The sequence below is a fragment of the Paenibacillus sp. IHBB 3054 genome (genome assembly GCF_051594305.1).
In the GTDB taxonomy this organism is placed as follows: Bacteria; Bacillota; Bacilli; order Paenibacillales; family Paenibacillaceae; genus Paenibacillus_AQ.
Map to the genome: position 1 here is coordinate 149,505 of NZ_JBOFBG010000008.1, position 13,629 is coordinate 163,133.

Genomic DNA, 13,629 nt, shown 5'->3' on the forward strand with positions numbered 1-13,629 from the left:
ACAAGGTAGCACAGCTATTGCCATGATACCTTGTTTAATAAGAGATGGGAATCCCTCAGAACAACAAATCTTGTGAATAATTCTCGCCCTCCAGCAGATCGTACTCTACCATACGGTAGTCATCCAGCAGCTGCTGCTGTTCAGGAGTAAAAGCTGTCAGTGCACCGTTGGAACCGATCAGCACCTGCTTGCTCAGACCGGGCATCTCATCCTGCACTTTCCCCAGAAGTTTGTAGTACGGGGGCATAGGCTGACCCGAGAGTCTAAAGACTGTAGGACCCAGAAAGGCCGGGCTGAGGGTGTTCAGCGGCTCTTTGCCAATATCAAAATTCGCCAGCATCACCAGCTTTGTCTCGTGCTTGAGCCTTGGCTCGCTGTCCCAGCCGGCATCCGTGTATATTCCGGCCGACAAGGCCGGCAAATGATCACCCCAGAAGACGGCGATCGTAGGACGATCAAGAGTTAGCAGCTCCTGCTGCAGATACGCCAGCGCCTCATCGGTCAGCTTGGTATTCTGTGTGTAGGTTTCAAGCTCGTCTTTACAGGACGGTGAAGTGCCTTCAACGGATATCGTATTCGGTCCATTGTGCCCCTTCGTAAACGGAAAATGATTCTGCATGGTCACCAGATGCAAAAACGCCGGGTCAGAGGACGCCTTCAGTTCACGCAAAGCCTCCTGCACAGCCGCCTTATCGGAAATGTATCCCTCCGGTGTGATGCGTTCGGCATTGTCCAGATCCTTCTCGCTGGTAAATGCGTCAAATCCGAGAATCGGGTACACACGGTTGCGGTTGTAGAACGTCTCGTCATACGGATGCAGCGCCAGCGCCCGGTAGCCACGCTCCTTCAGAATGCTTACAATTGAAGGCAGCGAGGACATTTTCACTATTTTTTGCTGATATGGAATGGAACCGTCCTTAAGAAAATACATGGACATCCCTGTCAACGCTTCAAATTCTATATTTGCCGTATTGCCGCCAAACTCAGGCGAGAGCAGGAAACCGGATGGTGTGACAGATTCTTCCTCATGGATAAACTTTAGCGGATCTTCACTAAAGGATAGCCCCGGCAGACGGGTAGGATCAAAGAAGGCTTCGTCCATCATGAACAGGATGTTCGGCTGCTGCGTTGCCTGTACGTTCGGAACCGGATCCGGCAGCTTGCTGTATTTAGCGGCGATCTCCTCAATCGCTCTGCGGCTGTAGCCCTCAGGCTCTTCGATCAGGCTCTGGCGCAAATTGCCGGCAAAGGCAAATAAGAGACCGTTCTGTTTGTAATTCACCTTCTGGTTCCAGAAAATGTTCTGATATTTCATCGAAACAGCCAAAGAAGACTGATGGGCGACCATCGAAACAAATCCGGTTATCATCGCCACCGAAAGCACGGCAAAAAGCATTCTCAGCGGCAGGGACACCTTAATCTTCGGCAGTTTGAAGAGCAGCCAGACCACAGCGGCAATAAGCAGAACAGCTGCTGCCAGCGCGAGCGGTGGAATCATGCCTTTGGTAATATGGCTCATCTCCCCGGCATTTTTGAGCAGCATCAAATCCCAAGGAAACAGCGGTTCTCCGGTGGTGGACAATTTCTTGTAATCGACAATACCCAGCACGATGCATAACACAGCGGCCACCGCAGATCCGGCGTAGACGCTCGGCAATATCATAGAAAATACCAGCAGGAGAAAGAAAAAGAACAGGCCTCCGGCTAAATACAACCAGTAATATTCTCCGATCCAGCTGAAAACACTCATCGCATCCATATTTAATGAAGCGGCCTGCATGAAGAAATTCAGAGCAAAGCCGCATAACAGCAGAGCGAGCAGCAGGAAACCCAAGCGTTTGGAAGGTAAAAAATAGCGCATATAAAATTCACTCCTAACTATACTAAACGTGTAGTATACGCCATTTAGCTTAAAGCTGCATTAAAAGAACGCACAAAAAAAGCCCCACAAAAGTGAGGCTTGGCTTTACTTCCCATTTGAGACCTTAGCACCGCACACATCAGTTAGATGCACCCGGCTTGTTCAGCTATGAATCTCTACTCCCTATTTCACGTACAGACGGCTGGTTTCTTCCCAGAATTCGCCCGGCTTCAGGCCGAACAATCCGATCTCATCGGCGGGAAGATCCACCTTCGGCGCATTCACCAGGTTAATCTGCGGCTCCGGACAGAAGAATCCTTCTGTAGCGCCATTGTTCCAGATCATCCATTGCTTGTAGGAGGTTCCGACATCATACACGAGCGTAACGCCGGACTTGCTGTCCGTCAGTTCCATCCGGTTGCGGCCATTTTGCGGTACAGCAGTGTAATGGTTGTCCATCGGCGCAAAAAACGGATTAACTCCTTCATCACGCAACGCGATTTCGTCTGCCGTCAGCTCCTGGAATGTGCCGGTGGGCAGCATGCGCTCACTCAACTCCCAGCGCTCGCCAATGGTTGCCTTCACGCGGTAATCCTGAGGCGAGCTGTCCGGTGCAAACGGCGCATTGATCGCCGTGTGGAAGGCCAGCAGGCAAGGCATCAGCTCGCCGCCGTCATTGTGGACCAGCAGTTGCTGGGACAGCCCGGTTGCTTCGCCCAGCGTGTAGCGCAGCTTGACCGTATATTTGAACGGCAGGTATTGATAGGACGGGTGATTCTCGTCTACCTTGATCGCCACCGTAACGAAGCTTTCGCTTTTACCGCTGCCGAATTCTTCAACTTCCCACGCAGCCGTATGTAAAAATCCGTGCAGATGGTTGCCTGTTGCAGCCTCATTCACCGGAAACTTGTAGGTTTGTCCATTCCACGGAAATTCCCCATCTTCATAACGATTCGGAGGAAACAGTACAGGTATGCCGTGAATTCCAGGGCTGGCCTTAAAGGCCTCCATCTCTGCCGCGCCCGGCTCATGCAGGAAACGGTAACCGTTTTCGGTATCACGGAAGCAAATCAGATTGCCGCCGATGCCCGGCAGGATAGCTGCCTCGTAACGTCCCGCTTTCAGCCAGACTGCAGCTTCTCCTTCATATTGTCCTTCGAATGCAGTAATCGACATGATAACTTTATTCTCCCTTCCATATGTTCGAAATGACTATCTCCTAAATAGATTACCACATCTGCCCAGAAGGGAACATGTCATTTTTACAACTGTTCCACTTCTACGCTCATTACATGTTCAATTTTCTTCACATCATAATAAATTTCCGTCGCATAATCCTGATCAGGCGCAGACAGCACCATGTCAATCATTTGTCTGCCGTCATCCAGATCCTTGATCTTCATCCGTCGGATCGTCCGTCCCGGTCTTCTCGTCTTTCGTTGATCGGTCATCTGACGTCCCTCGATCTTCTGGATCACCTCGGTCAGCACATAATTGGGCTCCATTATGATCTTGACGGAAATCTCATGCTTGTTCAGCACCTGTGGTCCAACGGCTTTGATCAGCAGCGGCACAGCATTGACGGCAAACATCAGCAGCACAACTGCATACCCCGCTTCCACATAAAAGCCTGCTCCAACCGCGATGCCAATCCCCGAGGCCGTCCAGATCAGCGCCGCCGAAGTTAATCCGGAAATCGCGTCTCCGCCTCTGCGCAGGATTACACCCGCGCCCAAAAATCCGATCCCGCTGACAATCTGCGCCGCTAGGCGCATCGGGTCCATGTTGGGGTGGTCCGTTCCCCCGAACTTGTCATAAGCATGGATCGAGACAAGCGTCACTAAACAGCTTGCGATACTGATGACCATACTGGTCCGAATCCCCAGCGGCTTTTGTTTTAATTGCCTGTCGATACCGATGAACAGCCCGAACAGCATGGCCACAAGCAGCTTTACTATCGATTCCGTGTGCAGATCAATCTCCATAGCTCCTCCTAAAAGTATATTTATGAATAAACAGATAGAATCAGTATACCTGAAAACAACATGAAAGCTTAGCTTTATTTATTGCAAGATAACCTCATAAAACATTTAAATCTTAATGAACAAGAAGAAACGGCATCCCCGGCCTTTTGCGTCAGCGATGCAGCCCTCTCGGGCTGAGCCTATGACAAGGAACGGATTCCGTTTCTTCTAAGGAAGAGCTATTCAATTCATTATATGCTTGGCTGCCCTTGGTTAGAAGAGATCAGCCATGCAGCAGCGACTCGGCTCCGTCACAATAAATCTCTGTTCCTGTAATATGATCCGAATCGGCGGATGCCAGGAACAGGGCAAGTTTGGCCACCTGATCGGGCCTTCCGGGACCTTCCTCCAGCGGCTGCCCGCCGTCCGGAAAGTTCACCTCGATCTGCACTTCTTTGAGATCGTCGGAAGGATAAGTATTGTCATCAATATTCGTCGTGATCGCCCCCGGACAGATGGCATTCACACGAATTTTGTATTGGGCCAGCTCCAGTGCAGCCATCTTCATAAAAGCCACCTGACCGGCCTTCGTCGTACTGTAGGCAGAGAACCCGATATTAGAGAACACACGGTTGCCGTTAATGGAGCTGTTGATCAGTATGCTGCCTCCGTTCTCTTTCAAATGCGGAATTGCATATTTGACAGTGGCAAAGGTTCCACGGAGGTTGATATGAATCGTCTGATCCCATGACTCAATATCCATCGTTTCAATCGGAGTCATTGCTCCGTTAATCCCGGCATTGGCGAACACAACATCAAGCCGCCCCCACTTCGCAGCCGCTTGCTTCACCGCCGCTTCCACCTGCTGCGGTTCGGCAACGTCACATTCAATGACGACGGCTTCCCCGCCTTCCTGTTTCACCTGACGTACAACCTTCTCGGCATTTTCAACCGTCCGGTCGAGCAGTACCACCTTTGCACCGTTTCTGGCGAACTCCAGCACCGATGCTCTTCCGATCCCGGAACCGCCTCCAGTAACAATAGCTACCTTGCCTTTCAGCTTCTGGTCTGTCATATTAGCCAATCCTCCCAATCTAGATCATCTGTATACGCTTACCGGTTAAGTTCTTTCCTTAACCTTTACCTCGCATACAGGGGAGTGAATCGGGGTGCACATCTTTCCTGCTCTGATCCAGAGCAGATCATACTTTGACTCAACCCTTCAGTCCGCTGGTACTGATGCCATCCACTATCTGCTTCTGGAAGATAAAGAATATCAGCATAACCGGCGTGAGACTGAGCACAGACATCGCGAACATCGGCCCCCAATTGGAAACAGATTCACTGTCGAGAAACATTTTGAGACCCATGGATACTGTGTATTTGGATGGAGAGTTCAAATACAGCACAGGCCCGAGCAAATCCTCCCAGCGCCAGTAGAAGGAGAAGATTGCTGCAGTCGCCATAGAAGGCCGGATCAGTGGCAGAATAATCATGTAATACAATCTGAATTTACCGCAGCCGTCAATCGTCGCCGCCTCGTCCAGCTCCGCGGGAATCGTGCGGATGAACTGCAGCATCAGGAAGATAAAAAACGGGACACCGAAAAATTGCGGAATTACAATCGGTCTGATGCTGTCCAGCCAATTCAGCTTCGTATAAATTATATATTGCGGCACCAGCACTACATCCGAGGGCAGCATTAGCGTCATCATCATGATCCCGAACCACAGGCCATGGCCGGCAAATTTGTTGCGGGCGAATCCGAAGGCAACCAGTGAGGAAGAGAACACCGCACCAAAAGTAGCCACAATGACGATAACGAATGAGTTCTTGATAAAGACGCCGAACGAATATCCTGCGACCCCTTCCCAGCCTTTGGCGTAGTTCCCCCACTCCCAGGGATGCGGAAGCAGCTGCTGCGCCGTGACGAACACCAAACGGCTCTCCTTAAAGGAGCTCATGATCATCCATACAATCGGGTACAGCATGATGATGGCGAGTCCGCCGATAAGCAGGTGATAGATCGGCCATTTCATTTTATTCTTCGCCATGGCTCATTTCCCTCCTCCCGATTCATAGAAAACCCATGATCTGGATGTTTTGAACAGAATTCCAGTCATAATTCCGACGAGCAGGAGCATCACCCAGGCCATAGCCGACGCATAGCCCATATTGTTGAACATAAATGCCTGGCGGAACAAATACAGGGAATAAAGCATGGTTCCGTCCATCGGCCCGCCTTCGCCCTTGGAAATAATGTAGGCCGGCACAAATGTCATAAATGCGCTGATCGTCTGCATAACCAGATTGAATAGAATCACTGAACTAAGCAGCGGCAGCGTTATTTTGAAGAACTTGCGGAAGAAGCTTGCACCGTCTACACTGGCGGCTTCATACATTTCACCGGAAATATTTTTTAGACCGGCCAGAAAGATCAGCATCGAGGAACCGAATTGCCAGACCGATAAGGTTATCAGCATTATGAGCGCGGCACCCGGATCTCCGAACCAGCTCACGGGCCCAAGTCCGAAAAATCCCAGCAGGCCGTTGATAATTCCGGTATCGCTAAAGATGTTGCGCCACATAATTGAGACAGCCACACTACCGCCGATGATGGAGGGCAAGTAATAAACGGTCCGGTAGGCCCCCACCATTCGCGACTTTGTATTGAGGATCATCGCCACGAACAGGGCAAATCCCAACCGCAGCGGGACACCGATGAACACGTACATCAGGGTGACTTTCAGGGAATGCAGGTATTTGGGATCACCTGTGAACATCTTAGTATAATTGTCCAGCCCCACCCACTGAGGGGGGGCGAACAGATTATATTTGGTAAAGGACAGATACAAGGAAATAATCATAGGAACCAGTGTGAAGCTCAGGAATCCAATAATAAAAGGACTGATAAATGCGTATCCTGTCAGGTTTTTGCGCAGCCTCTGCCCTAGCGGTTTCTTCGCTCTATAGACGGGAGGCTGTGCGGTAAGGGGATGGCTGGAAGGCAAGGTTCTCCAACTCCAATCTTTTTAGAATTCACAGTACGGCGGGGTTTGCCTTAACGGTTCGCGAGAATTTCATTCGCTTCCTTACGGAACCGGGCAGCGGCAGCATCTGGCTTAATCTGGCCGAAGTTCATTTGCTCGGCAAGGTCGGTCAGCAGGGCCACCACTTCCGGCGATCCCACCGGCGGACTCATTGGCGAAGTCTTCGGCTCCATGTCCGCTACGAACTGAAAGACCTGTTTGCCGGAATCTGTCAGTTCAGTGGATAGTGATTCTTTGATTTTGCTGGAAATCGGCACGCCGCGTTCACCTTTGATCAGTTTGTTGGCTTCTGCATTATTGATCCAGAAATCAATAAATTTCGCCGCTTCTTCTTTAGCCTTGGAGTTGGCAGTGATCGACCAGTACATGCTTGGCTGCATATAGAGCCCTTTTTCCATATCCGGCCCAGGCATTTGCGCCAGCGCCATCGGACGGTTTACAGCAATTTGCAGGGCCACATACTGGTTCGACCACTGCCAGACCCCGATCCCTGTTCCTTTGACCACATCCGTCTCTTCAATAACCCCTTTATTCTGGCTCAGCTTATCCTGGGAAGGTACAGCCCCTTTGACAATCAAATCAGAGAGCATTCCGAAAAAGTCACTGAACATTGCATCATCTTCATAACCCAGTGCAGAACCGTCCGTGTTGTAGAGCGACACTCCTTTGGTGCGCAGATAGTAGTTGAAAAAGACATCCGCCGCCATCGAGGTGTCTATATACAACCCGGCGTCTTTGCTTTTGAGTGCAATTTCCTTATAATCGTCCCAAGTCCAGTTCTCAGGAATGCTGTCCACACCGGCTTTCTTGAGCAGTGCCGGATCGTATTGGAAACCAAGAACATTGACACCCAGTGGAATGCCGTACTGTTTGCTGTCAATTTTACCGGTCGCAAGCACATTCTCATTCACGTCTCCGACCTGAATCGATTTGTTTAAGTAGGCGCCCATATCCTCCAGCTGACCGTTCGTTCCATATTGATTAATATAGGAAATATCCATTTGCACAATATCGGGCAAGCGGTTTGCCGCCGCCTGAGGAGCCAGTTTCTTCCAGTAATCATCAAAGGACGCATATTCCGGTTCAATCGTAACGTTCGGATTCTGCTCTTCATACATGTCGATCACTTGTTGTGTATACGAATGACGGGTGTCTCCGCCCCACCAGGCAATACGCAAGGTTACAGGCTCCGCTGAGGTTGTAGCTGCCGGCTTGTTATTTGCTCCTGCTGTCGCTTCCGAATTGGTTGCGGTGGCTGCAGTGTTATTGTTTCCTCCGCAGCCAGCAAGCATGGACATCAGCATGGGTACCGCCAATAAGGCAAATCTTTTTTTCAATTTCAGTTCTCCCCTTTTCGCAAATGGATTAAGAAGGACCCACTTCAATGGTAACGCTTCCATATGTAAATTCTCTCAAATTCAGCAGCATTCTTGAATACAAAAAACCGTTCTCTTTGTTCAATAATCAGCTTCCTTGCGGCTTCATAAAGTCTGTAGGGGTCTGGCCGGTCACTTTTTTAAACACCTGGCTGAAATATTGGGCATTCCCGCCGAACCCGAACATTTCCGCCAGCTCAAATACCTTGACGTCACCGCTACGGATAATATGCTCTGAAGCTTTCGTGATCCGGTAATTAGTCACATAGTTGGAGAATTTTTCGCCGGTGATTTTTTTAAATATTTTCCCCAGGTAATCCGGGTTCATATATAACATTTTTGCGGCCACTGAACCAAGCGAGAGCTCCGCATTCCAGTAATCGGTTTCGATGATGTGCAGCATTTTATCTACGATGGAGGATTGGCGGGTGACGACATGCCGTTCGTACATGGCCGTCAGCCGGCAGGCCGCCTCTTTCACATAATCCTTAAGACTGCCGAGGGTACGCAGCTCTGCCAGCTCCGCAAGCCCTGAAGTAAAGGCGCCTCTCTCCTCCGGTATACACAGTCTGATCATCGCCGAATACAGCTGCAGCACATAGGAACGGGTCACATTGATATCAAACCGCTCTGCCGATAATACGCCGAATAAGCGATCCAGTTCACTTTCCACCGCATGCCGGTCGCCAGCCTTGATAAGCAGACAAATTTGCTCCTCCTGCAGATCAATCTCGTTTCGCCCGCTGAGTTCATCTTCAGGAATGTCACTTCCCGTAATCAGGCTGCCTTCTTCCAGATAAAAACGATGGTTCATGCACTGCAGTGTCTGCCGGTACAGGCTGCGGGAGTGGTTCATCTGCCCCTCGTCACTGACCGCAATCGTCGGATATATTTTGTAAAAAGTATTAAAAATCTCCTTCACCTCTGAGATCCGCTCCAGCAAACCCGGCTGGTCACTGCCATCCTTTGGCTGCTCCACCAGGATTAATAGATGGTTGCCGATGGTGGTGCTGAGAAGCACCTCATGAAGCATATCCTGGGCGATATTTTGCAGCGCGAACAAATGCTCATATTCACAACCATTCTCCAGCCGGAACAGGATCAGCCTGACTGATTTATCATCCAGCGTGAGGCCAAACAGCTCTTGATAATAATCCAGGTCACGGCTTCCATAGGTTTTGTTGGAAATCCATTCCTTAAGAAATTGCTCTTTGACATGCGGCAGCACCTTCTTCAGACGCTCTTTCATGTCACCCACAAACTGCTCCCGTCTCTTGAGCTCATCCAATTCCAATGTCAATTCGCTCAGCGCTTCATGTATCTGCCGCTCGTTGCACGGCTTCAACAGGTAATGCTTGACCCCGTGCTGCATAGCGCTGCAGGCATAATCAAAATCCTTATAGCCGGTCAGCATAATGAATTTCACCTGCGGAAAGCGCTCACTGCACTGCTCTACCAGCTTCAGGCCATCCAGACCGGGCATGGAAATATCGGTGATCACGATCTCCGGCTTAAGCCGCTCCATTTGGTCCAGCGCTTCAATGCCGTTGCGGGCTGTTCCTGCCAGCACTGTGCCTGCCTTCTCCCAATCCACCACCTGTGAGATCCCTTCCAGGATCAGCCTTTCATCGTCGACCAACAGCAGTTTATACATGGCCATGCTCCCCTTTCAAATAAGGAATAAGTACATGAATAACCGTACCCATCCCCGGCTGACTTTCAATTTCGGTTCCCCACTCCCCGCCAAAAACCAGCTGTACACGTTCCTTGATATTCGCCAGCCCGATTCCCTCACCCCGGGTCTGAATCCGCCCCTGCTGCAGATCGCGAATAAATTGATCCGTCATTCCAGGTCCATTGTCAGCTACCCTAAGATCCAGTCCGTTTGAAGTACAGCTCACAGAAATCGTAATCATGCAGGGTTCAATATTCGGTTCCAGCGCGTAGCGGATGGCGTTCTCCACCAGCGGCTGCAGGGTCAGCTTGGGAATCAGCGCATCCTGCAGATTGGCAGGAATGTCCATTCTGAAGTCCAGCCGCTCCTCAAAACGCGTTCGTTGAATTGTGACATAACTCCTCACAATACTGAGCTCCTTCTCCAGTGTGATCAGCGGGTCTTTCAGCCCTATCGAGCTGCGGAGCAGGTAACCCAGCGCCTCCACCATCTCTGAAATCTGCTCCTGCTTGTTCACCTTGGCCAGCCAGTTGATCGATTCCAAAGTGTTGTATAGGAAATGCGGATTTATCTGCGCCTGGAGCGCCTTCAGCTCCGTTTCCCGGATCACCAGCTGCTTGGCGTAGTTCTCATCAATCAGTTCTCTGATCCGGCGGATCATCATTTTGAACGTACGGTTGAGCTGGCTCACTTCATCCTGGGCATTTTGCGAGACAAGTCCCAGCGACTGCTCCTCCAGATTGTCCAAGTCGCCTTTTTCGATCCGTCTCATCTTCTCCGTCAGCTTCGAAATCGGCCGTGCGATGCTTCGGGCGAGACGATAGCCAAGCAGCAGCCCAAGCAGGAGAATGCAGGCAAATACGATGACGACCATTCTTTTGAGAATAGTGATCTGCTTGAACATTTCATTGAACGGTGTCGCGTTAATATAAGTCCAATCCATATAGGAGGACTCCGTCTTAGCAATGAAGTAAGTGCCTTGATCGTAGCTGTCGGTCCGGTAAGGTTCAGGCCGTCCCACTTCCACTGCCAGCTCGCGCGGTGTAAGCAGCGGCTCTGCGGGATAGATTGAGCGGTTGCTGGCCGTATCAACTACAATCAGCTGGCCGTCGCCCGAGGCCATATTCGTGCTGTCGGCAACGATCCGTTCTACCCGGATGCGGATAACCAGCGTCCCCAGATGATCCAGTGTAAAAGTTGAGCCTGTATAAGACTTGATCTGGCGTACGGCAAGCAGTGAGTTTTTGCTGCCCTGGGTATACCAGACGTTGCTTCCTCCACCCTCTACAGCCAGCGGCTTCAGCTGATCCTGCAGGGACTGCGATACTCCTTCCCGGTTGCCGGCTGTCATCACACCGTCATTTGCATCCATCAGCATCATGGAATACACATACTTCTCCGCACCCGCAAAAGCCACCAGCCGGTTAATAATCTTGTTATGCAGCACCAGCCGCTCATAGGGTGTGGGATGATCCAGCAGCTTGCGCAAACAATCCTGGATCTGTTCATCCGAGCCGACCGCAAAGGACAGCTGCTCCAGCTCCTTAAGCTCACTCTCTATGCTGACTGCCGACATACCAAGGACTTCAGATGACTTTTCATAAATTTGCCGGTCGTAGATCCGGTACACGTACTGAAGAAATATAAGAGAAAACAGAAACGACAGCAGCAGTAAGAAGGAAATGAGCAGAATCATTTTGTTAAAGATCCCCGAATTCCTGTAAGCGCTTTTATTATTTCTCAAGTACATTTCTCTTTTCAATCCGCCTTTCCGTATCATTTATGAGGCCAGTTCACTTCATGGTCATTATTATCATAAACGAATGACACGGTTATGGAAATATAAACCAAAAAGACCTGAATAGCAGTTCCATGAGAAACTGCATATCCAAGTCTTTTGGGTGATGATTGTAATTGCGTATTTAAGTAGAGCACATATTATCCCAGCATCATCCGGTCATCCGCCAGCTTATGTCCGCTGATGGTTTCGAATTCACCAAGCAGCCGTTCGACGGTCAGATCTTTTTTCCGCTCTGCATCAATATCCAGGATAATAGTTCCTTTATCCATCATGATCAGCCGGTTGCCCAGCCGGATGGCCTGCTCCATGTTATGGGTAACCATCAGCGTAGTGAGCTTCATCTCACGGACAATCGATTCCGTCAGTTTCGTAATCAGCTCCGCGCGGGCCGGGTCAAGGGCTGCAGTATGCTCGTCCAGCAGCAAAATCTGCGGCTGGGTAAAGGTCGCCATCAGCAGGCTGAGCGCCTGTCTCTCTCCGCCGGACAGCAGGCCCACTTGGGCGCGCAGCCGGTTCTCCAGCCCGATGCCAAGGCGGCTCAGCTGTTCACGGAACAGCACCCGTCTGGCGCTGCTTACTCCGAAGGTCAGACCGCGGTTTTGGCCCCGCTTGTAAGCCATCGCCAGGTTCTCCTCAATCGTCATATGCGGGGCCGTACCGGCCATCGGATCCTGAAAGACCCGTCCGATCCAGCGGGCGCGCTGATACTCGGGCAAATGGCTGATCGAGCTGCCTTCGATCCGTGCTTCCCCCAGATCCGGCTTCATTACTCCGGAGATCACGTTCATCAAAGTGGATTTACCTGCCCCGTTGCTTCCGATAATCGTAACGAAATCGCCGGCTTGAAGGTGAAGGTCGATGCCCAGCAACGCTATCTTCTCATCCGGGCTGCCGGGATTAAACAGCTTGGATACATTATCAAGCTTTAGCATCGGCTGTTCCCCCTTTCTTGCTTCTTAGCGCCAGCGCCGCTAGTTCAGCGCTTCTTCTGCGGGCTGTTCTCTTCTGCTTCATATACCGCTGAAGCGACGGGAACAACAGGGCAATAATGACGATAACTGCCGTAATCAGCTTCAAGTCGGAGGCTTTCAGCCACGGAACCCGCAGGGCGAGTGCTACAACTATCCGGTAAACGATCGAGCCCAGCACAACGGCCAGCGTAGCCCGGAACACATTTCTGGCGCCAAAAATCGCCTCTCCAATAATTACCGAAGCCAGTCCGATAACAATCATCCCAATACCCATGGTTGAATCGGCAAAAGAGGAAGACTGAGCGATTAGTGCTCCCGAGAGCGCCACTAAGCCATTCGACAGGCTGATGCCGAGAATAGTCGTTGTATCTGTGTTTACACCGAAGCTGCGGATCATTCTTGAATTGTCGCCTGTGGCCCGCAGGGCCAGGCCAAGGTCTGTGCGCAGAAACAGATCCATCAGCAGTTTAACAGCAACCACAATAAACGGCATGACCAGCAAAGGATTTATTGAACTAAGCAGGGTGTCTTCGCCCATGATCGAAACGTTCGGCTTATCTAATATCCGTAAATTAATGGAATAAAGAGCTATCATCATCAGGATCCCGGACAGCAATCCGTTAATTTTGCCTTTTGTATGCAGCAGGCCCGTGCACATGCCGGCTGCCATACCGCCAGCCATTGCACAGAATGTAGCCAGCCAAGGGGAATAGCCCTGAGTAATCATCACTGCGGCGATGGCCCCGCCAGTTGTAAAGCTTCCGTCTACAGTTAAATCCGGAAAGTCAAGAATCCGAAAAGTTATATATACCCCCAAAGCCATAAAAGCGTACAGCAAGCCCGATTCCAAGGCTCCCATTATTGAATCATACATAGGTGACTTCCTCCCTCAAGCGGCAAGGGGCGTTCTTCTCGAATCGCCCCGTCATAA

Annotated in this window: 11 protein-coding genes; all 11 read right to left on the minus strand. The window is 50.7% G+C overall.

The features are described 5' to 3' along the window. Positions 1–55 precede the first annotated feature (55 nt). The 11 genes from ACQ76X_RS12230 to ACQ76X_RS12280 all read right to left on the minus strand — a co-directional run bounded on the left by ACQ76X_RS12230 (position 56) and on the right by ACQ76X_RS12280 (position 13,572). Complete coding sequence (locus ACQ76X_RS12230) at positions 56–1,861, minus strand: LTA synthase family protein (RefSeq protein WP_438494103.1); 1,806 nt, start codon at positions 1,859–1,861, stop codon at positions 56–58. A 183-nt stretch (positions 1,862–2,044) separates the two neighbouring features. After that, the gene (locus ACQ76X_RS12235; protein WP_438494105.1) at positions 2,045–3,037 is read right to left on the minus strand and encodes an aldose 1-epimerase; all 993 of its coding nucleotides are present in this window, start codon (positions 3,035–3,037) and stop codon (positions 2,045–2,047) included. An 86-nt stretch (positions 3,038–3,123) separates the two neighbouring features. Continuing rightward, a complete protein-coding gene (locus ACQ76X_RS12240; protein ID WP_342439798.1) occupies positions 3,124–3,846 on the minus strand; it encodes an MgtC/SapB family protein in 723 nt (240 codons plus the stop codon). 262 nt (positions 3,847–4,108) lie between these two features. Next, on the minus strand, positions 4,109–4,900 hold the full coding sequence (locus ACQ76X_RS12245; protein ID WP_438494106.1) for an SDR family oxidoreductase: 792 nt from the start codon (positions 4,898–4,900) through the stop codon (positions 4,109–4,111). A 139-nt stretch (positions 4,901–5,039) separates the two neighbouring features. Further along, a complete protein-coding gene (locus ACQ76X_RS12250; RefSeq protein WP_438494108.1) occupies positions 5,040–5,879 on the minus strand; it encodes a carbohydrate ABC transporter permease in 840 nt (279 codons plus the stop codon). Positions 5,880–5,882: 3 nt separating this feature from the next. Beyond that, positions 5,883–6,767 (minus strand): carbohydrate ABC transporter permease, encoded by an 885-nt coding sequence (locus ACQ76X_RS12255; RefSeq protein ID WP_038599556.1) that lies wholly within the window; start codon positions 6,765–6,767, stop codon positions 5,883–5,885. 119 nt (positions 6,768–6,886) lie between these two features. Next, complete coding sequence (locus ACQ76X_RS12260) at positions 6,887–8,167, minus strand: extracellular solute-binding protein (RefSeq protein ID WP_438494182.1); 1,281 nt, start codon at positions 8,165–8,167, stop codon at positions 6,887–6,889. A 172-nt stretch (positions 8,168–8,339) separates the two neighbouring features. Beyond that, a complete protein-coding gene (locus ACQ76X_RS12265; protein ID WP_438494109.1) occupies positions 8,340–9,905 on the minus strand; it encodes a response regulator transcription factor in 1,566 nt (521 codons plus the stop codon). Further along, on the minus strand, positions 9,898–11,676 hold the full coding sequence (locus tag ACQ76X_RS12270) for a histidine kinase (RefSeq protein ID WP_438494111.1): 1,779 nt from the start codon (positions 11,674–11,676) through the stop codon (positions 9,898–9,900). Before ACQ76X_RS12270 ends, ACQ76X_RS12265 begins: the two co-directional genes overlap by 8 nt. 188 nt (positions 11,677–11,864) lie before the next feature. Then, positions 11,865–12,659 carry an ABC transporter ATP-binding protein gene (locus ACQ76X_RS12275; protein ID WP_438494112.1) on the minus strand — a complete coding sequence of 265 codons (795 nt, stop codon included), beginning with the start codon at positions 12,657–12,659 and terminating at the stop codon, positions 11,865–11,867. Beyond that, positions 12,646–13,572, minus strand: a complete 927-nt coding sequence (locus ACQ76X_RS12280) for an ABC transporter permease (protein ID WP_038590622.1) — start codon at positions 13,570–13,572, stop codon at positions 12,646–12,648. Before ACQ76X_RS12280 ends, ACQ76X_RS12275 begins: the two co-directional genes overlap by 14 nt. Positions 13,573–13,629: the final 57 nt, after the last annotated feature.

Coding starts and splice junctions, on each gene's coding strand:
- ACQ76X_RS12230 (WP_438494103.1), bottom strand. CDS start 1,861: ATGCGCTATTTTTTACCTTCCAAACGCTTGGGTTTCCTGCTGCTCGCT.
- ACQ76X_RS12235 (WP_438494105.1), bottom strand. CDS start 3,037: ATGTCGATTACTGCATTCGAAGGACAATATGAAGGAGAAGCTGCAGTC.
- ACQ76X_RS12240 (WP_342439798.1), bottom strand. CDS start 3,846: ATGGAGATTGATCTGCACACGGAATCGATAGTAAAGCTGCTTGTGGCC.
- ACQ76X_RS12245 (WP_438494106.1), bottom strand. CDS start 4,900: ATGACAGACCAGAAGCTGAAAGGCAAGGTAGCTATTGTTACTGGAGGC.
- ACQ76X_RS12250 (WP_438494108.1), bottom strand. CDS start 5,879: ATGGCGAAGAATAAAATGAAATGGCCGATCTATCACCTGCTTATCGGC.
- ACQ76X_RS12260 (WP_438494182.1), bottom strand. CDS start 8,167: ATGCTTGCTGGCTGCGGAGGAAACAATAACACTGCAGCCACCGCAACC.
- ACQ76X_RS12265 (WP_438494109.1), bottom strand. CDS start 9,905: ATGTATAAACTGCTGTTGGTCGACGATGAAAGGCTGATCCTGGAAGGG.
- ACQ76X_RS12270 (WP_438494111.1), bottom strand. CDS start 11,676: ATGTACTTGAGAAATAATAAAAGCGCTTACAGGAATTCGGGGATCTTT.
- ACQ76X_RS12275 (WP_438494112.1), bottom strand. CDS start 12,659: ATGCTAAAGCTTGATAATGTATCCAAGCTGTTTAATCCCGGCAGCCCG.
- ACQ76X_RS12280 (WP_038590622.1), bottom strand. CDS start 13,572: ATGTATGATTCAATAATGGGAGCCTTGGAATCGGGCTTGCTGTACGCT.